16 protein-coding genes are annotated in these 17,914 nt (G+C 65.8%); 5 read left to right on the top strand and 11 right to left on the bottom strand.

What is annotated here, in order from left to right:
• Nucleotides 1–8 precede the first annotated feature (8 nt).
• From P1U75_RS16080 to P1U75_RS16070, 3 genes are all read right to left on the bottom strand, one after another.
• Complete coding sequence (locus P1U75_RS16080; protein ID WP_300245109.1) at nt 9–1,367, bottom strand: cytochrome P450; 1,359 nt, start codon at nt 1,365–1,367, stop codon at nt 9–11.
• On the bottom strand, nt 1,364–2,638 hold the full coding sequence (locus tag P1U75_RS16075; RefSeq protein WP_300245108.1) for a hypothetical protein: 1,275 nt from the start codon (nt 2,636–2,638) through the stop codon (nt 1,364–1,366). Before P1U75_RS16075 ends, P1U75_RS16080 begins: the two co-directional genes overlap by 4 nt.
• 65 nt (nt 2,639–2,703) lie before the next feature.
• On the bottom strand, nt 2,704–3,456 hold the full coding sequence (locus P1U75_RS16070; RefSeq protein WP_300245106.1) for a cytochrome c biogenesis protein CcdA: 753 nt from the start codon (nt 3,454–3,456) through the stop codon (nt 2,704–2,706).
• A gap of 94 nt (nt 3,457–3,550) precedes the next feature.
• Here P1U75_RS16070 and P1U75_RS16065 point away from each other — a divergent pair, with 94 nt between their 5' ends.
• On the top strand, nt 3,551–3,784 hold the full coding sequence (locus tag P1U75_RS16065) for a sulfurtransferase TusA family protein (protein ID WP_300245104.1): 234 nt from the start codon (nt 3,551–3,553) through the stop codon (nt 3,782–3,784).
• A 64-nt stretch (nt 3,785–3,848) separates the two neighbouring features.
• On the opposite strand, the gene P1U75_RS16060 is transcribed toward P1U75_RS16065, so the two are convergent.
• On the bottom strand, nt 3,849–6,662 hold the full coding sequence (locus tag P1U75_RS16060; RefSeq protein WP_300245103.1) for a ribonuclease E/G: 2,814 nt from the start codon (nt 6,660–6,662) through the stop codon (nt 3,849–3,851).
• A 547-nt stretch (nt 6,663–7,209) separates the two neighbouring features.
• Here P1U75_RS16060 and P1U75_RS16055 point away from each other — a divergent pair.
• A complete protein-coding gene (locus P1U75_RS16055; protein ID WP_300245102.1) occupies nt 7,210–8,934 on the top strand; it encodes a calcium-binding protein in 1,725 nt (574 codons plus the stop codon).
• Between the two features lie 61 nt (nt 8,935–8,995).
• Here P1U75_RS16055 and P1U75_RS16050 read toward each other — a convergent pair whose 3' ends face one another.
• Genes P1U75_RS16050 through purQ form a run of 3 tightly spaced genes read right to left on the bottom strand, consistent with a single transcriptional unit; the run spans nt 8,996 to nt 12,821 of the window.
• Nucleotides 8,996–10,330 carry a sigma-54 dependent transcriptional regulator gene (locus P1U75_RS16050; protein ID WP_300245101.1) on the bottom strand — a complete coding sequence of 445 codons (1,335 nt, stop codon included), beginning with the start codon at nt 10,328–10,330 and terminating at the stop codon, nt 8,996–8,998.
• A 21-nt stretch (nt 10,331–10,351) separates the two neighbouring features.
• Nucleotides 10,352–12,115 (bottom strand): ATP-binding protein, encoded by a 1,764-nt coding sequence (locus P1U75_RS16045; protein ID WP_300245100.1) that lies wholly within the window; start codon nt 12,113–12,115, stop codon nt 10,352–10,354.
• 37 nt (nt 12,116–12,152) lie between these two features.
• Nucleotides 12,153–12,821 carry a phosphoribosylformylglycinamidine synthase subunit PurQ gene (gene purQ / locus P1U75_RS16040; RefSeq protein WP_300245098.1) on the bottom strand — a complete coding sequence of 223 codons (669 nt, stop codon included), beginning with the start codon at nt 12,819–12,821 and terminating at the stop codon, nt 12,153–12,155.
• A 599-nt stretch (nt 12,822–13,420) separates the two neighbouring features.
• On the opposite strand from purQ, the gene P1U75_RS16035 reads away from it, so the two are divergent.
• Nucleotides 13,421–13,687: a hypothetical protein gene (locus P1U75_RS16035; protein WP_300245097.1), complete on the top strand. Its 267-nt coding sequence runs from the start codon at nt 13,421–13,423 to the stop codon at nt 13,685–13,687.
• 171 nt (nt 13,688–13,858) lie between these two features.
• Here P1U75_RS16035 and P1U75_RS16030 read toward each other — a convergent pair whose 3' ends face one another.
• The 3 genes from P1U75_RS16030 to purC form a co-directional block, all read right to left on the bottom strand.
• The gene (locus tag P1U75_RS16030) at nt 13,859–14,902 is read right to left on the bottom strand and encodes a zinc-dependent alcohol dehydrogenase family protein (protein ID WP_300245096.1); all 1,044 of its coding nucleotides are present in this window, start codon (nt 14,900–14,902) and stop codon (nt 13,859–13,861) included.
• Nucleotides 14,903–14,947: 45 nt separating this feature from the next.
• The gene (gene purS, locus P1U75_RS16025) at nt 14,948–15,178 is read right to left on the bottom strand and encodes a phosphoribosylformylglycinamidine synthase subunit PurS (RefSeq protein ID WP_300245094.1); all 231 of its coding nucleotides are present in this window, start codon (nt 15,176–15,178) and stop codon (nt 14,948–14,950) included.
• 88 nt (nt 15,179–15,266) lie between these two features.
• A complete protein-coding gene (gene purC, locus P1U75_RS16020; RefSeq protein ID WP_300245093.1) occupies nt 15,267–16,025 on the bottom strand; it encodes a phosphoribosylaminoimidazolesuccinocarboxamide synthase in 759 nt (252 codons plus the stop codon).
• A gap of 155 nt (nt 16,026–16,180) precedes the next feature.
• On the opposite strand from purC, the gene P1U75_RS16015 reads away from it, so the two are divergent.
• Nucleotides 16,181–16,501 carry a DUF1476 domain-containing protein gene (locus P1U75_RS16015; protein ID WP_300245092.1) on the top strand — a complete coding sequence of 107 codons (321 nt, stop codon included), beginning with the start codon at nt 16,181–16,183 and terminating at the stop codon, nt 16,499–16,501.
• 193 nt (nt 16,502–16,694) lie between these two features.
• Complete coding sequence (gene bmt, locus P1U75_RS16010) at nt 16,695–17,711, top strand: betaine--homocysteine S-methyltransferase (RefSeq protein ID WP_300245090.1); 1,017 nt, start codon at nt 16,695–16,697, stop codon at nt 17,709–17,711.
• Between the two features lie 16 nt (nt 17,712–17,727).
• Here bmt and P1U75_RS16005 read toward each other — a convergent pair.
• Nucleotides 17,728–17,914 (bottom strand): hypothetical protein (locus P1U75_RS16005; protein WP_300245089.1); only part of this gene is annotated, 187 nt, incomplete at its 5' end.

The following is a 17,914-nucleotide window of genomic DNA, read 5'->3' as shown; positions in this document are numbered from 1 at the left end:
GTTTCCTTCTACCGCGGCGCCAGCCGCAACCAGATCCCGTCCTTCGCCCGCACCGTCAGATGCGCCACCGGCACCGGATCGCGCCCCTCGACCCGCGCGACCCGGAACCGCCGCAGCAGCAGCGACAGCAGCAGCGGCCCCTCGACCATCGCGAACCCCGCCCCGGGGCAAACTCGCGGTCCGGCGGAAAACGGGATATAGGCCTCGCGCTGGCATTTCTTTCCGTTCTGGGTCTGCCAGCGGGCGGGGTCGAACCCGTCGGGTTCTTCCCACAGCCGCGCGTGCCGGTGCAGGTGCCAGGGGCTGAGCACCAGTTGCGATCCTTGCGGCACGTCGCGGTCGCGAAACCGCTCCGGGCAGCGGGCCTCGCGCACCATCATCGGCACCGGCGGATAAAGGCGCAGCGCCTCTCGAAACACATCGCGGCTGATCCGCAGTCTGGACACCGCGCCAAACTCCGGCGCCAGCGTCGCCGCCTCGGCCGCCACCTTCTCCTGCCACTCCGGATAGAGCGCCATCAGATAGAGCGTCCACGCCAGGGCCGAGGCGCTGGTCTCATGCCCGGCAAGGAAAAAGATCGCGACCTGATCCACCATTTCCCCGGTGTCAAAGCCTTCGCCGGTCTCCGGGTCCAGCGTGGTCATGATCTTGGTCGCCAGGTCGTCCGGCGCCGTCCCCGTCGCGATCTCCGCCTGGCGATCCGCCGTCAGACGCCGGATCAGCCCACGGATCTTGGCCGCGTTCGCCCGCGTTCCCCGGGGGTAAAACCGCGGCATCCAGCGCGGCAGCGGCAGGAAGGCGGCCAGGTTCAGGATCGGCTGCGCCCTCTGGTAGGCGCGGAACCGGGTGAACACCTCCGCCGCCACCTCATGTTCGATCGGGATCGAGAACAAGGTGCGGAAGATCACGTCGGCGGCGGCATGGCTTGCCTCCGCCTCGATCTCGATCGCGGTGCCATCCGCGCGCCCCTCCAGCCGCGCAACGGCGGCCTCGCCCGCCGCCCACATCGCCGGAAAGACATCCCTGAGTCGCCCGCCCTCGAAGGCCGGGTCGATGATCCGGCGCTGGCGTTTCCACAGCTCTCCATTGGTCAGGAACACCGAATTGCCCAAGAGCGGCCGCAGCCCCTCGCCGATGCGGCCCGACTTGGGAAAATCGCCGGGCCGGTCCTTGAGCACCGCCTTCACCAGGTCCGGCTGGTTCATCAGGAACGAGCGGAAGAACGGCGTGCGAAACTCGGCCATCCAGGCGCGGTAAAGCCGCGCCGGCTGCGCCGAGAGAATATCGGCCCGAAACAGCCGCAGGTAGCGCCAGAGCGACACCTTGTCGGGCCGTGCGGGCGGTTTCGGCGGCAGCGGTCCGGTCATGGCGTCACCGAGGTGTATTTCGACACCGGCCGCTCGATCCGCGATTTCGACGCCACCCTGCCCCGGTATCGCTCGGCGAGCGTCACCGGGCCCGCGGTGATGCGGAAATAGTCATAATCGCCCGGCCGGTCGAAGGCGCAGAGATACTGAAAATGCAGCCGGAAGAACCGCCAGCGCAGCGCCGCCCACCGCTCCGGGCTGAGCGTCCGGGTAAAGGCGGCGGAGACCACCAGCGGCCCGCGCTTTCCCTCCGTCGCGACGCCGCTCACCGCCACCGGATCGCAAAGCGCAAAGGCGCAGCCGTCGCCGGGGGCCGAGACATCGACCCAAGTCACCTCGTCGCGTGTCGCCAAGAACCGCAGATCGGCGCGCAACCGATGCGCCTGCGGCAGGAAGGACACCATCGGCACCACCTGCCCCAGCGTCAGAAACCCCAGAGCCGGACCCCCCTTCGGCACCCGTCCCGCCCGGATCAGATCGGCCAGCACCGAAACGCCCAGATGCGCGCCCGAGGAGTGGCCGACGACGAGAACCTCGTCGATCCCTTCCGACAGGGCGGCGGCGACCCGGTCCCCGAATTCGGAAAGCCGCGCCTCCAGCTCCGGCGGATTGGCGCCGCGATGGCGCGCGGAATAGGCATAGTCGTGCATCAGGTAATAGACAAAAAACTTGCCGTCGCGGGCCTTGATCCAGAGCATCAGAACCAGCGCCAGACCGGCCCCCAGACCCGCCCCCAGCAGGCGCAGCGCCACGCCGGGACGCCCGGACAGGCCCAGGGCATCGGCGGCAAGACCCGCCGTCCCGCCGGCCGTCCAGATCAGCAGCGCCGCCAGGACCAGTTGCAGAAGCAAGACCCCCACGGGGTAAAGCGCCGCGATCACCGGCCCCTTGCGCAACCGCATCAGCCGTCCAAGCGTACCGGTGGCGATATAGACCCAGGCGGTTTGCGCCAGTTGCAGGTAGGTGGCGAGGATGCCGTTGGACATGCTGTCGCGAACGATGTCGGACCAGACCAGAACCTCCACATCCGCCTCGATCTCCGCCCCCTCGATCCGGGAATTGACGTGCCAGCCGTAGGGTCCGCCGCCGGTTTGCTTTGGACGCAGCGCGATCTCATAGCTTGAAATCGCGGCCTGTGCCGCCGCCTCCTTGCGGTAAAGCTCGCGGTAGCGGCGCGGATGGATCGGGTCGTAGCCGGGGATGTAGAACACCCGCCGCCGGCGCACCCGTCGCGCCTGCCGTTCCGGTTCTGCCGCCTGCTCGTGACCCATTCCGCCCTCGTTCTTGCGCGGATGTTAACCGGCTTTTCGGGCGAGAGTAAGGCTGCGCGGCGGCGTCACCCCAGCGTGGCCAGCGCCGGAAAGCTCTCCAGCAGCCAATAGGAAAACGCCGAGAAGCCGCCCGTCAGCATCAGCAGGCCAATGGTCCAGAGCAACAGCCCCATGATCCGCTCGATCCGCTCCATGTGCCGCTTCATCCAGCCCATCAGCCCGCCCAGCCGCGGCAGGAACGCAGCCACCAGCAGGAATGGAATGCCCAGCCCCATCGCGTAGAGCGCCAGCAACAGCGTGCCGCGCGCGACCGAACCCTCGGAGGCCGCCAGAGACAGGATCGCGCCCAGCTGCGGGCCGATGCAGGGGGTCCATCCGAAGGCAAAGGCGAGGCCAAGCACATAGGCCCCCAGCGCGCTGCCGCCGCGATCGCCGACATCGATCCGCGCCTCGCGGTCGAGAAACCCGATGCGATAGACGCCGACGAAATGCGCCCCGAACACCATCACGAGGATCCCGGCCACGGTGTTGAACACCGATTGGTACTGCAGGAAGACCGCCCCGATGGCCGATGCGGTGAAGCCGAGGAACAGAAACACCGTCGAGAGACCCAGAACAAAGAACAACGCCGGCAGCAGGGCCTTGTTGCGCGCCGCGCGCCCGGTGCTCAGATCGGTCACCGAGACGCCGCTCATATAGGCCAGATAGGGCGGCACGATGGGCAGAACGCAGGGCGACAGAAAGCTGACGATCCCGGCCATTAGGGCCACGGCCATGGCGGGCAGCAGGCCCGCGTCGATGATATCGATTCCCAACATGCGAGCGACATAGTCCATCGCCCAGCCAAGGTCACTGTGCGATGCGGTCACATCTTTGTGGACAGACCGGATCGGTTGCGCCTAATTGGCCGTCATGACCGATATTACCGAAACGCTTGACGCCATAGGGCTGCTCTGCCCGCTGCCCGTTCTCAAGGCGCGCAAACGCCTCAGCGCCCTGCCCGACGGCGCGGTGCTCTGCCTGCTGGCCGATGACCCGGCGGCGGTGGTGGACGTGCCGCATTTCTGTGCCGAGGCCGGGCATTCCTATCTCGGCGACAGCGACGAGGGCGGCCATCGCGCCTACCTCATCCGCAAGCGCGGCTGAGCCCCACAGAAAAAGGCCCCGGATCTGAAACCGGGGCCTTTCTTTTTTGCGATACCGGGACAGATCAGCTTCCGCCCACCGACCACCAGCCGCGCCGCTTGGGCTTGGGTTTTTCCTCGACCGCTGCCGGCTCGGCCGCCGCGACAGCCGGCTCCGGGATCGGTTCGGCTGCGGGCTCCGGTACGGGTTCCGGTTCTGCGGCTGCCACCGGTTCAGGTGCCGGCTCTGGTTCGGGTTCCGGCTCTGCGGCTGCCACCGGTTCGGGTTCCGGCTCCGGTGCGGGTTCCGGCTCTTCCACAGCGATTTCGGGTTCGGCTTCCGCGACGGTCTCCGGCACTGGCGCCTCAACTGCGGGGGCCTCCACGTCAGGCGCCTCGGCTGCCACCGGCACGACTTCCGGCTCTTCAACCGGTGCTGCCTCGGCAACGGGTTCGGCCTCGGCCGCTTCGGCCTGCGCCTCGGCGGATGCCGTCACCTCGGGCTTCGCCTCTGCCGCCTCGGTCGCAACGACCTCGGTCTTGCGCGACCGCGAGCGCGACCGCGAGCGGCTGCGCGAGGATTTCGGCTTGGTGGCCGGTTCTTCGGCGTCCGCGTCCTGCGATTGCGGCTCCTCCGCATCGGAGCCGGCGTCGGTCTCGGCCTCTGCAGGCGGCGTGACGTCCTCGGTGTCGGATGCGTCCTCGCCGGTCTCCTCGTCGCCGTTCTCGCCATTGCCGTTGGAACCGGACTTGGGCTTGCGCCGCCGCCGCCGCCGCTTGCGCTTGGGCTTGGGGGCCTCCTCGTCGGTCGTCTCGGGTTCTGCCTCGACCTCCTCCTCGACGACGTCCTCTTCCTCGGCCTCGACCGGCTCCATCAGCGTGGCATCGACCGACACCACCGGCGCTATCGCCTCGGGCACCGCCCGGGTCGCGGTCTTGAACTTCTCCAGGGTGAAATCGGGGCTGATCAGATGCACGTCACCCTCGATCCTGACCGAAAGCCCATAACGGGTCTCGATCTGGGCGATATGTTCGCGCTTCTGGTTCATCAGGTAGTTGGCGATGCCGACCGGACATTTCACCAGAACCTCGCGCGAGCGGCGCCGCACACCCTCTTCCTCGATCTGGCGCAGGATGTTCAGCGCCATGTTGTCATCCGACCGGATCAGCCCGGTGCCGTGACAGGCCGGGCACGGCTGCGTCGTCGCCTCGATCATGCCGGGGCGCAGCCGCTGGCGGCTCATCTCCATCAGGCCAAAGCCCGAGATGCGCCCGACCTGGATGCGGGCGCGATCGGTCTTGAGCCGGTCCTTCATCCGCTTTTCGACAGAGGCGTTGTTCCTGCGCTCGTCCATGTCGATGAAGTCGATGACGATCAGCCCGGCCAGGTCGCGCAGGCGCAACTGGCGCGCCACCTCGTCGGCAGCCTCAAGGTTGGTCTTGAGCGCGGTCTCCTCGATCGAGCCCTCCTTGGTGGCCCGGCCGGAGTTCACGTCGATCGCCACCAGCGCCTCGGTCACGCCGATCACGATGTAACCGCCGGATTTCAGCTGCACCACCGGGTTGAACATCGCGCCCAGATAGCTTTCAACCTGGAACCGCGCAAACAGCGGCATCTGGTCGACATAGTGCCGCACGTTCTTGGAGTGGGACGGCATGATCATTTTCATGAAGTCCTTGGCGATGCGATAGCCGCCCTCGCCCTCGACCAGAACCTCGTCGATCTCGCGGTTGTAAAGGTCGCGGATCGAGCGTTTGATCAGGTCGCCCTCTTCATAGATCTTGACCGGCGCGATGGATTTCAGCGTCAGTTCGCGGATCTGCTCCCACAGCCGCTGCAGGTATTCATAGTCGCGCTTGATTTCCGCCTTGGTGCGTTTGGCGCCAGCGGTGCGGATGATCAGCCCCGCGCCCTTGGGCACGTCGATCTCGGCCGCGATTTCCTTGAGTTTCTTGCGGTCGGTGGCATTGGTGATCTTGCGCGAAATACCGCCGCCACGGGCGGTATTGGGCATCAGCACGCAATAGCGGCCGGCCAGCGACAGATAGGTGGTCAGCGCGGCGCCCTTGTTGCCGCGTTCCTCCTTGACCACCTGCACCAGCATGATCTGGCGCACCTTCACCACTTCCTGGATCTTGTAGCGGCGCGGGCGCGGTTTGCGCGGCGGGCGGATATCCTCGTGGTCGTCGTCGTCAGCGACGGATTCGATGGTCGAATCCTTGGCCGACGCATCGCTGCGCGCATCGTCCTCGGCGTCGGAATCCCCGCCCTCGGCCTCCGAATCGTCTTCGGTTGCATCCCCGGCAGTCTCACCGTCGGTCTGCGCCTGAGGGTCCGCTTCCGCGGGTTCCTCGACCGGCGTCTCGGCAACCCGCTCCATCGGAGAGCTGCCCTCGGGCACCTCGCCAGGCTCCGCCCCAGTCTCCTCCGGTTCGGAGAGATCGATGGTTTCCATACCGCTGATTTCGGTCTCGACCTCCTTGGTCTCGACCGCATCGCTTGATTTCAGGTCTTCTGCCTTGACCTTGGATTTGGACCGCGACCGCGACGACGAGCGCCGCGAGGAGGGTTTCTTTTCCTCTTCCTCGTCCCGCGCGCTCAATTCGTCGGCATAGGCCTGTTCCTCGGCCATCAGGGCTTCGCGATCGGCGACCGGAATCTGGTAATAATCCGGGTGAATCTCGGAAAACGCCAGAAAGCCGTGGCGGTTGCCACCGTAATCGACGAATGCCGCCTGCAGCGAGGGTTCGACCCGCGTTACCTTTGCGAGATAAATGTTGCCAGCGAGCTGGCGCTTGTTCTCGGATTCAAAATCGAATTCCTCAACCTTGTTTCCGTCCACCACCACGACGCGGGTTTCCTCCGCGTGGGTGGCATCGATGAGCATCTTCTTTGCCATAAGTCCTTATTGCACAACCGGAAACGCGCCCGCCCAGGCGGACGCGCGCGTTTGGGGTAATGTCTTGTCAGGGCGATTGGTGACGTCGCGCGGCATGGTCCGACGGACGGACCGGAAACCTGAGTGTTCAATGCTCGCGCGCGCGTCATCGCGGTTCTTCTCCGACAGGTTGGGACGGTCCCAAAGCCTGCCCGTTTTATTACCCCGCCTGTTCCAGACAGGGTCAGCTCATTGCCCGGTGTGGGCACTATCGGTCTGTCCAGACTTTCGGAACGATGCCGGTCAAGGCTGAAACAGCGAATCTCTCTCGGGGCGGCTGACGCCAAAGCGCATCGCGCCCGTCCCCTCAACATAAGGGAGGGGGGTGGTAAAATACAATGGGCTTGTTGCACCCCCGCCACGAATTTGGCGCGACGATACTTGCGACTGCAAGTTCCCCGGGCGCGGACCGCCCCGCGCCACATCCCGAATTTGTCGCACCGCCCGTTTTCGGCTAAACTGTGCTGACCCACCCCGTCTCGGGAACCTGCCTGCGGGAAAACGCGATATGGCGATCATCAAGGACACCTACGAGCCGGGCGACGACTTAGCCAACGAAAAACTGGTCTACGACGATGCGGACGACTGGATCAATTCCGCACCATACAACGCCTACGGCCTGATCATCACCGGCGGCGGGGACGACGTCTTCCTTTTCGGGGTCGGTGTCGACTACAAGCAGACAATCCTCGGCAAGGGCGGCGACGACACCCTGAGCGGCGGCTGGAAGGGCAGCGTGCTCAACGGCGGCCGCGGCGACGACACCCTCAGCATCTCCGACACCTCCGGCGGCAGTCGGCTGTTCGGCGGTTCCGGCGACGATACCCTGAACCTGTACCTGAGGGTCGGAGAACCCGAGGGCAAGGTGACCATGGTCGGCAACAAGGGCTTTGACGATCTGTTTCTCTTGGACGACGGCTCATCCGGAGCGCGGGTCGACCTCGGTGCCGGAACGGTCAAGCGCACCTACGACGGAAGTTTCGTGACCGTCGCCAGGATCAGCGACATCGAGAAGGTGACCGGAACCAGTTCCTACACCGCCGGCGATCGTCTGCTGGGCTCGGACGGGAACGAGTGGCTGGACGGACGAGAGGGAAACGATGTCATCCAGGGCAAGGGCGGCGACGACATCCTGATCGGCGGCGGCGGGATCGACAAGCTGTCGGGCGGGCCGGGCGACGACCTGATCTTCGACAGCAACGTGCCGGGCCTGCCGACCTCCTCATCCTTCGAACCGGATTCAATTAAAGAAGTGCTGCGCGGCGGCGGCGGCAAGGACGTGCTGGTCGCCCTTAACGGTACCAACAAGCTGCTGGGGGGCGATGGAGACGACGTCCTCATCGGCAGCGGAATCAACGACACCCTGTTTGGGAACAGAGGCGACGACACCATCAAGTTTGGCGGCGTCTTCGACACCAATCCGTTGAGATACAAGAAAGGATCGCCGGACCGGTTCTCCGACGATGAGTTTCTGGTGGGCCGGTCAATCGAGCGGATGAACGGTGTCAAGGCCGACGGCGGCGCAGGCGATGACACCATCGATTTCAACGATATCCTCGTCAACGGTTGGATCGCCGACCCGAAAACCCAGGGCATCGTGCTCGATCTGGCGACCGGCATGGGCGAGGTGCGCGGCGCAAGCTGGGCCGACCTGTCCTTTACGGCGACCAAATTCGAGAACGCGCGCGGATCGTTTCTGGGCGATCACCTGACCGGAACGAACGGAAGGAACTTTCTCAACGGGAGGGACGGCCCGGATGTCCTCAAGGGCCTGGGAGGGAGAGACGGGATTGTCGGTGGATGGGGCAACGACCGCCTGTTCGGCGGCAATGGCAATGACATCCTCATCGGCAATGAAGGAAAGGACACCCTGAGGGGAGGGGCCGGTAACGATGACCTGATCGGCGGCGTCCCGTCCGACCCGGACCGCTCTGCCACCGACACCTTTGTGATGGAGCGCGGCGGCGGGCTGGACACGATCGGGGATTTCAGAATGACCGGACCAAACAGCGACCGGCTCGACCTCAGCCGTTGGAAACTGGCCGGGCCGACAGCGCTTGAGACCATCGATGTCACGGTAGGCGAGATCGACCCGGTCCTCGGAACAAAGAGCTTTTACCCCGGGGTATGGATCCTGCCCAAGACAGGGTTCGATCCCTCCGACGCCAGATTGGGCGTTTTCCTCGATGGATACACCGCCGCCGAGATCAACTTCGACGCCTTCATTTTCTGAAGCCGCTTTCGGCCCCGCTGCGGAAACTGTACGAAACGGCCCGGATTCTCTACGTTTCGGGCTAGAGATACTCCGACCGCTGCAACCCGTATTTCGCCATCTTCTCGTTCAGGGTCCGGCGCGGCAGGCAAAGCTCCTCCATCACGGCGGCGATCGAGCCCTTGTGCCGGCGCATGGTGTTATCGATCAGCATCCGCTCGAACGCCTCGACGTATTCCTTCAGCGGCTTGCCTTCGGTGGTCATCACCGGCTGCATTTCCTCATGGTCCGACATCAGCAGCGAGGCGATGGTGCCCGACCCGCGCCGCGCCTGCAGCACCGCGCGCTCCGCGATGTTGATCAACTGACGCACATTGCCCGGCCAGGGCGCCTGCAGCAGTTGCGCCGCCTCCTGCGCGCTGACCTTGGGGGCGTCGCAGCCGTATTCCTCCGAGAACTGCTCGGTCAGCCGGGTGAACAGCGTCAGGATATCCTCGCCGCGCTGGCGCAGCGGCGGCACCGTGATGCGCAATGCCGCCAGCCGATAGAACAGGTCAGACCGCAGCACGTCCTCGCAGGTCTTGCCGGCCTCCTGGATGTTGGAGATCGCGATGATCCGGGTCTCGGCCGGGGTGCCCTGTTCGTTCATCGCGTTCTGTAGCTTGGCCTGCAGCGCCTCGCTCAGGGTTTCGATGTCCTCCAGCACCAGCGTACCGCCGCGGGCCTCTTCCATCGCGGGGATCTGCGAATCCTCCGGCATCATCGGGCCGAACAGGCGTTTCGACAGCGCCTCTTCCTCCAGCGCGGCACAGCTGACCAGGACGAATTTCTTGCCCGCTCTGCCGCCCGCGGCGTGCAGCGCATGGGCCACCAGCGTCTTGCCGGTGCCGGTCTCCCCCTCGATCAGCACATGGCCGTCGGCCTGGCCCAGATCGAGAATATCCTCCTTCAGGCGCTCCATCACCGGCGACGATCCGATCAGCTTGTTCATGATCTGGGTGCCGTCGCTGAGTTCCTTGCGCAGCGCCCGGTTGTCCAGCGTCAGACGCCTTGCGTTGGCCGCGCGCTTGGCCAGTTCCGACATCCGGTCGGGGTTGAACGGTTTCTCGAGAAAATCAAAGGCCCCCAGCCGCATCGCCTCGACCGCCATCGGCACGTCGCCATGCCCGGTGATCATGATCACCGGCAGCGCGCTGTCGGTCCCCATCAGCTTTTTCAGGAACTGCATCCCGTCCATGCCCGGCATCTTGATGTCGGAAATCACGATGCCGGGATACTCCGGCCCCAGCACCTTGAGCGCATCCTCGGCGCGCGCGAAGGTTTCGGTGTCATAGCCCGACAGCGCCAGCCACTGGCTGATCGACTGGCGCATATCCTGTTCGTCATCGACGATGGCGATTTTCATGGCCTGTGCCATTGCCTGTTCCTTTCGTTCTTCTTATTCCGCCGCCTCGATGCCTTCGTCCAGGATCGGCAGTTGCATCTCGAAAACGGCGCCGCCCCGCTGCCCGTTGCGCGCGGTCAGCCGCCCGCCCAGGTCGCTCACGATCCCCGAGGAGATCGCCAGCCCCAGCCCGACCCCGTCGCCCGGCTGTTTGGTGGTGTAGAACGGCTCGAACAGCGCATCGAAATCCTCGATCCCCGCCCCGTTGTCGCGCACTGCAAGCGTCGCGGTCTCGCCCGCGGCAAGGAGAATCTCGATCTCGGGTTCATCAACCGATTTGGTGGCGTCCAGCGCGTTGCGCAAGAGGTTGATCATCACCTGCTCGATCCGCATCCGGTCGCCCATGACCCGTACCGGCGCCTCGGGCAGGATCTTGGTGATCTTCACATGCCGCTGGCGCAGCTGCGGCTCCATCATCGCCAGCGACGAGGTCAGTGCATCGCCCAGCACCACAGGCGAAAACGTATCGCTGCCCTTGCGGGCATAGGATTTGAGCTGCCGGGTGATCGCGCCCATGCGCTCCAGCAGGTCGTCGATGCGCCCGAAGCTGGCCAGCGCCTCTTCCGGGCGGTTGCGCCGGAGCAGCAACCGCGCGCCGGCGAGGTAAGTCTTCATCGCTGCCAGCGGCTGGTTCAATTCATGGCTGACCGCGGCCGACATCTCGCCCAGGGCGGCCAGCTTGGAGCTTTGCGCCAGGGTCTGCTCGGCGACGGCAAGGTTTTCCTGCACCCGCTCGCGCTCGGCGATCTCGCGTTGCAACCGCGCGTTCAGCGCCCGCAACTCGGCCGATTCGCGCTGGAACAGGGCCATGCGCAACGCCGTCTTGCGGCTGAGAAAGTAGAACGCCAGCGCCAGCAGGATGGCGAAGCCCATGATCTCCAGCGCCAGCACCGTGTTCACCTTCTCACGGATCGAGGCATAGGTGGTGAACGAGGTCATGCGCCAGCCCCGGAACGGAATCCGGGTCTCCAGCCGCATCACCGCCTCGCCGCGCAGATAGGCGTCGGCCGGCAGCGCCGTCCAGTCGGCGGTCAGCCGGATCGCCCGTTGGATCGCGCCCTGCGGATCCTGTTTTTCCAACGCCTCCTTCTCACTCACACCGCGCCAGCGCGGTTCCGAGGACAGGATGATGGTGCCGGTGCTGTCGGTGACGAAGACCGCGTCGGAAATCCCGGCCCAGGCCCGTTCGAACTTCTGCAGATCGACCTCGACCACGATCACGCCCAGCAAGTTGGACGAGTCGATCACCCGGCGGGAATAGACGAAGCTATAGCCACCGGCCTCGCGCGGGATCACCGAAAAGACGGTGGAGTTGGCGCGAATCGCCTCGACGAAATAGGCCTCGGCCCGGCGCTGCTGGCCCAGCCGGTTGCGGTCGGTGGCGGCCACCGTGCGTCCGTCGCCGTCCAGCAGGATCAGCGAGGCGGCGCCGATCTCTTCGACGAAGGAAATCAGGCGTTGGGTCGACAGGCTGAAGTCCTTCGACCGCAACGCGGCGATCAGCGCCGGATCGCGGGCCAGAAGCTGGGGCACGATGGCATTGCGGCGCAGCTCGCTCAGCAGGTTGCCACTGTAAAGCGCAAGGCGCAGATCGGCACGGTAGCGGGTGCTCGCGGTGAACCGGTCGCTCAGCAGCCGGTTGGTGACCCAGACCGTCGCCACCGCCGCGGTCAGCAATAGCAGCAGCGCCACCCGGACCCGCCAGCTGATGGCAGAGGAACGGGACCACAGGCTGCGCGGGGTCGGGCGTTTGCTCATGCGGGCAAGGCTACGCCGCCGCCCGCGCAGGCTCAAGTCACGCCGGGGTCAGCACCCCCGCCAATGCGCGGAAGAACGCCGCCCCGTCGGTGCCGCCATGGCCGGGATCGGCGGCGCGTTCGGGATGTGGCATCATGCCCAGCACCCGGCGGTTCTGCGACAGGATGCCGGCGATGTCCCCGACCGATCCGTTGGGGTTGTCGGTATAGGTAAAGGCGATCCGGTCCTCGCCCCGCAGCGCCGCCAGCGTCTGGTCGTCGGCAAAGTAATTGCCGTCGTGGTGGGCGATCGGAATGGCGATCTCCTGCCCCTTGTCATACCCGCCGGTAAAGGCGCTGTCGGCGGTCTCGACCCGCAGGCCCACGGTCTTGCAGATGTACTTCAGACCGGCGTTGCGCAGCAACGCCCCCGGCAGGATGCCGGTTTCGGCGAGCACCTGGAACCCGTTGCAGATCCCCATCACATAGCCGCCGCGGCCGGCATGGGCGGTAACCGCCTTGCAGATCGGCGACTGTGCGGCAATGGCGCCGCAGCGCAGGTAATCGCCGTAGGAGAACCCGCCCGGCACGCCGACGATATCGACCCCCTCGGGCAACGCGGTTTCCTTGTGCCAGACCATGTCCACCGCGAACCCCTCGCGTTCGAAGGCGACGGCAAGATCGCGGTCGCAGTTCGACCCGGGGAAAACGACGACGGCTGCGCGCATGGTCAGGACTCCTTCTGCACCGGCTGATCTTTGCCGCCTTGATAGGCGCGCATCCCCCCACTGGCAAGGTCATCCGGCGTCATCCGCCTCGTGACCCATCCGAACTACAAGGATTGTTCCCCGCACGCCCGGAGCCCCCCGCCTCCGGGGCGCCCTCCTGCCCCGGCGTCCCTCTGGTCTGGGGCGAGATGGGCGGAGAGCCGCCACTCGCTGCGGCCGTTTCGAATGACTGCCTTCGGCCGGACGCAGCAAAACAGTGTTTTCTTGATGGAACGTAGCGCCCTTGTAGACATCGTACGCGAGACCGGGAAAACGCCGCGCGCCGCAGGGCTATCGCGTCGCTTCCGTGGTCTATATGTGCACCGCCTGTCTCCCCTTTCGCTGATTCCACAACAAGAATCGCGGTCTTTGCGGGAAGGTCGTTCATCCCATGGGGTCGTTTCCGAAGTCCCCAAGATGACCTCTCCCGGGGGCCATTGGTGCGGGGGTCGGTTCAATTATGGCCGAAATGAGGCCAAATTAAGGACATCGGTTGATGCCCGTCCCGCTGGCGCCGATCCTTGCTTTCTGATGTTGGTCACTGGATGGGGAGACGAAGGATGGACGGGCCTACGATTGCCTCGATTCAGCTGGGATTGAGCGCCTATGAAGCGGCAAAGGGGAACCGGATTCGACCGAGGTCGCGGCGTTCCCCCGGTTCCCCGGCGCTGCAACCGATGAAGATCTCGGTCCCCTCCGGCATGTCGGGCAAAAGCGCGAAGGAACTGAAGGTGAGCATCCTGAAATCGCTTCAGAACCAGTCGAATTCGGGCACGGTCAGAATTCGCGATGTCGCAACCGCTTTGGATGACGTGCTTCGCAAGTGACCCGACGGTGCCGGTTTGCCGAATGGTATCCGGCGGCTTGCGCGGTTTCGGAAAACCCGGGACGCAAGGCATTCTCAGAGGCCCGAGAACCGCGTGCGGGGGCGGAATGATCGCTGTCGGCAGAGATCTCCCCGCCCGCGCGGCATCGAACAGGCCAGCGGCGCGTTTTCCTCAGCCGCTGAAATCGGTGATCACGGCCACCCCCGGCGGCGCCGGTCGGTCAAAGGCCGCCAGCTCGGCGCTGGCCGCTGACAAGGCGATGGAGCGGGTGACGAGCGGGCGCAAGTCGACATTCTGCGCCGTGAGCAGATCGAGCAGCGCCGGATAGCGCCACGCCGGCATGCCACGGGTGCCGAAGACCGCCAGTTGCCCCGAATAGATCCGGTCCATCGGCAGCGCCATGGTGCTGTGCGCGCCTGCCGGCATTCCCACCTGCACCATGCGGCCCAGCTTGCGCAGGCAGCTCAGCGCGGTGACGGTGGTGGCCTCGATCCCCAACGCCTCGACCGCGACATCGGCGCCGCCGCCGGTGATCTCGCGCACCGCCTCGGCGGCGTTCCCCCCGGTCGCGTCAACGACAGCCTGCGCACCCAGCTTGCGGGCATAGTCCAGTTTCTCCGGCACCACGTCGACCACGACCACGCGCGCCCCGAGGGCCCGGCCCAGGATCAGTGCCGACAGCCCGATGCCGCCGCCCCCGATCACCGCCAGCCACTCGCCGCCTTTCAGCTGCGCCCGGCCGGTCAGCGCATGCCAGGCGGTGGTCACCCGGCAACCCAGCGCCGCGGCGATCTCGGGCGGCATCCGTTCGGGCAGGGCAGTCAGGTTGGCGTCGGCATGATCGACCTGAACGTATTCGGCAAAGGCGCCGGGGCCGGTAAAGCCCGGGATCACCTGGGTCGCGCAGATGGTCTGGTTGCCGGCGGCGCAGTCGGGACATTGCCCGCAGGCCAGGATGAAGGGCGCGATCACCCGGTCGCCGACCCGCCAGCGGCGTACCTGGGGGCCCGTGGCCACCACCTCGCCGCAGTATTCATGGCCGGGCACATGTGGCAGCGCCACGTCCGGGTCGGCCCCGGTCCAGGCGTGCCAGTCGGACCGACAGACGCCGCAGGCCAGCACCCGCAGCACCACGCCGTCGGGCGCGGGATCGGGATCGGGCAGTGTGCCGATCTCCAGCGGCGCGCGCCAGGCGGTCAGCTGCGCCGCCCTCATCCGGCCCGGCCCCCGATCCCGGCGCTGATGGCAGCGAACGCCATCTCAGCCCAGCTCGATCTCGTAGCGTTCGATCACGGTGTTGGCCAGGAGCTTCTCGCACATCTCGGCGACCTGCGCCTCGGTGGTGCCCTCGGCCAGGTCCAGGTCGATCACCTTGCCCTGGCGAACGCCCTCGACACCGTCAAAGCCCATCGCCCCCAGCGCGTGGCGCACCGCCTCGCCCTGCGGATCGAGAACCCCGTTCTTCAGCATCACATGCACCCGTGCCTTCATCTGTCCTGCATCCCGATCCTTGCGCCGAAGCCTGCCGGCTTCTTCTCTTTCCAAATACTCAATCCCCGCCCGCCCCCGGGCGCAGGCCTCAGTTGATCAGCGTCGGCTTGGTCACCTGCGTGTTCTTCGGCATCACGCCCAGACGGCGCGCCACCTCGGAATAGGCATCGGTCAGGCTGCCCAGATCGCGGCGGAACACGTCCTTGTCCAGCTTGCGGCCGGTCTCGATATCCCACAGACGGCAACTGTCCGGACTGATCTCGTCGGCCACGATCAGGCGCTGGAAATCGCCGTCATAGACGCGGCCGATCTCGATCTTGAAATCCGCCACCCGGATGCCGACCCCGTACATCACGCCGGAAAGGAAATCGTTGACCCTGAGCGCCAGGCTGAGAACATCGTCCATGTCCTGCTGGCTGGCCCAGCCAAAGGCGGCGATATGCTCTTCGGTGACCAGCGGATCGCCAAGCGCATCGTCCTTGTAACAGTATTCCACGATCGGGCGCGGCAGCTGCGTGCCCTCTTCGACGCCCAGCCGCTTGGACAGCGACCCGGCGGCGTAGTTGCGCACGATCACCTCCAGCGGGATGATCTCGCAGGACCGCACCAGTTGTTCGCGCATGTTCAGCCGCCGGATGAAGTGGGTCGGCACACCGACCTGGTTCAGACCGGTCATGAAGAATTCGCTCAGGCGGTTGTTCAGAACCCCCTTGCCTTCGATCACGTCCTTCTTCTCGGCGTTGAAGGCGGTGGCGTCATCCTTGAAATACTGTACGATGGTGCCCGGTTCGGGGCCTTCGTAGAGGATTTTCGCCTTACCTTCATAAATCTTCTTGCGGCGCGCCATGCGAGACCTTTCGGCTGACCGTCGGGGATGAGTCCCCGCGCGTGAAGCTCTCATAGTGCAAGGGCCGCAGTGTCGCAAGCGAACGGACCCTCTTGCGGTCGGGCCGATGCGACGGCATACCGGACCAAAGAGCCATTTTCCAGGGGACCGCACCCATGACCACATTCGATGACCGCGAGAACGCCTTCGAGAGCAAGTATGCCCATGACGAGGAAATGCAGTTCAAGGCGCAGGCGCGCTGCAACAAGCTGCTGGGTCTCTGGGCCGCCGCGCTGATGGGCAAGACCGGCGACGAGGCCGAGGTTTATGCCAAGTCGGTGGTGATCGCCGATTTCGAAGAGGCCGGGCACGAGGACGTGGTGCGCAAGGTCGCCGGCGACCTGGGCGACAAGTCGAGCCCCGAGGTGGTCCGCGCCAAGATGGCCGAGCTGCTGCCCCAGGCCAAGGCCCAGGTCATGAAAGAGACCGGCGCGTAAGCCGCGCCCGGCGCTTGTCTCCCGCCGCCGTCGCGCCCTTGCGCTGAGCGGGCCGCGCAGCGCGGCCGGGAATGGGCCTCATGATGATGTTGAGCTATTGTGATTTGCCAAGCCGCCCCGTCCGTGACAGACGGGGCGCTCCTGCATGGGCACGCGCGATCACATGCCCCAAGACTTTTACGGAGCGACGGACATGACCAACGCCCTTTCCAAGATGCTGGCCGAAAAGGATTATCTCCTGGCCGATGGCGCCACCGGCACCAACCTGTTCAACATGGGTTTGCAGTCGGGCGACGCGCCCGAGTTCTGGAACATCGACGAGCCCGCCAAGATCACCGCGCTTTACAAGGGTGCGGTCGATGCCGGCAGCGATCTGTTCCTGACCAACACCTTCGGCGGCAATGCCTCGCGGCTCAAGCTGCACAGCGCCGAAAAGCGTGTGCGTGAACTCAACCGCGTCGGCGCAGAACTGGGCCGCGAGCTGGCCGACAGGACCGAGCGCAAGGTCATCGTCGCCGGCTCGGTCGGACCCACCGGGGAAATCATGGAACCGGTCGGCAGCCTCAGCCATGCGCTGGCGGTCGAGATGTTCCACGAGCAGGCCGAGGGGCTGAAAGAGGGTGGCGTCGACGTGCTCTGGGTCGAAACCATCTCCGCGGCCGAGGAATTCCGGGCCGCCGCCGAGGGGTTCGACCTGGCCGGCATGCCCTGGTGCGGCACGATGAGCTTTGACACCGCCGGGCGGACCATGATGGGCATCACTTCCGCCGATCTCGTGCAACTGGTCGAAAGCCTGCCCAACCCGCCGATCGCCTTCGGCGCCAATTGCGGCACCGGCGCCTCGGACATCCTGCGCACGGTTCTGGGATTCGTCGCCCAGGGAACCGAACGCCCGATCGTCTCCAAGGGCAATGCCGGCATTCCGAAATACGTGCACGGCCATATCCATTATGACGGCACGCCCGAACTGATGGCCGATTACGCGGTGATGGCCCGCGATTCGGGCGCGCGGATCATCGGCGGCTGCTGCGGCACCACGCCCGAGCACCTGGCGCATATGCGCGAGGCGCTGGACACCCGTCCGCGCGGAGAGCGGCCGACGCTGGAGCAGATCACCGCGGCTCTTGGCGCCTTCACCTCGGCCTCTGACGGCACCGGCGACGATGATGGCGGCGAGGCCCGCACACGGCGCAGGCGCCGCCGGGGCTGAGGCCCCGCCGCCCGCCCTACCCCCCGTCCTGCGCGCCGATCAGCGCCCGGATGTGGCGCGCCGGCACCCCCAGGTTGGAGCCGCCGAACTCGGGCATGATCGCGGTGTTGAACGCGATCACCGCCCCCTCCAGCGTCAGAACCGGCCCGCCGCTGCCGCCATGGGTGGTCTCTGCGTCATAGACCACCGCCGCCTCGGTCGCC

This window comes from Antarcticimicrobium sp. (assembly GCF_029212575.1).
GTDB lineage: Bacteria > Pseudomonadota > Alphaproteobacteria > Rhodobacterales > Rhodobacteraceae > Antarcticimicrobium.
Note: the sequence above shows the minus strand (reverse complement) of the source record. Positions and strands in the feature narration are given on the sequence as shown.

Excerpts from the sequence above, each read along its gene's own strand:
- P1U75_RS16080 (WP_300245109.1), bottom strand. The coding sequence starts at position 1,367 with ATGACCGGACCGCTGCCGCCGAAACCGCCCGCACGGCCCGACAAGGTG.
- P1U75_RS16075 (WP_300245108.1), bottom strand. The coding sequence starts at position 2,638 with ATGGGTCACGAGCAGGCGGCAGAACCGGAACGGCAGGCGCGACGGGTG.
- P1U75_RS16070 (WP_300245106.1), bottom strand. The coding sequence starts at position 3,456 with ATGTTGGGAATCGATATCATCGACGCGGGCCTGCTGCCCGCCATGGCC.
- P1U75_RS16065 (WP_300245104.1), top strand. The coding sequence starts at position 3,551 with ATGACCGATATTACCGAAACGCTTGACGCCATAGGGCTGCTCTGCCCG.
- P1U75_RS16060 (WP_300245103.1), bottom strand. The coding sequence starts at position 6,662 with ATGGCAAAGAAGATGCTCATCGATGCCACCCACGCGGAGGAAACCCGC.
- P1U75_RS16055 (WP_300245102.1), top strand. The coding sequence starts at position 7,210 with ATGGCGATCATCAAGGACACCTACGAGCCGGGCGACGACTTAGCCAAC.
- P1U75_RS16050 (WP_300245101.1), bottom strand. The coding sequence starts at position 10,330 with ATGGCACAGGCCATGAAAATCGCCATCGTCGATGACGAACAGGATATG.
- P1U75_RS16045 (WP_300245100.1), bottom strand. The coding sequence starts at position 12,115 with ATGAGCAAACGCCCGACCCCGCGCAGCCTGTGGTCCCGTTCCTCTGCC.
- purQ (WP_300245098.1), bottom strand. The coding sequence starts at position 12,821 with ATGCGCGCAGCCGTCGTCGTTTTCCCCGGGTCGAACTGCGACCGCGAT.
- P1U75_RS16035 (WP_300245097.1), top strand. The coding sequence starts at position 13,421 with ATGGACGGGCCTACGATTGCCTCGATTCAGCTGGGATTGAGCGCCTAT.
- P1U75_RS16030 (WP_300245096.1), bottom strand. The coding sequence starts at position 14,902 with ATGAGGGCGGCGCAGCTGACCGCCTGGCGCGCGCCGCTGGAGATCGGC.
- purS (WP_300245094.1), bottom strand. The coding sequence starts at position 15,178 with ATGAAGGCACGGGTGCATGTGATGCTGAAGAACGGGGTTCTCGATCCG.
- purC (WP_300245093.1), bottom strand. The coding sequence starts at position 16,025 with ATGGCGCGCCGCAAGAAGATTTATGAAGGTAAGGCGAAAATCCTCTAC.
- P1U75_RS16015 (WP_300245092.1), top strand. The coding sequence starts at position 16,181 with ATGACCACATTCGATGACCGCGAGAACGCCTTCGAGAGCAAGTATGCC.
- bmt (WP_300245090.1), top strand. The coding sequence starts at position 16,695 with ATGACCAACGCCCTTTCCAAGATGCTGGCCGAAAAGGATTATCTCCTG.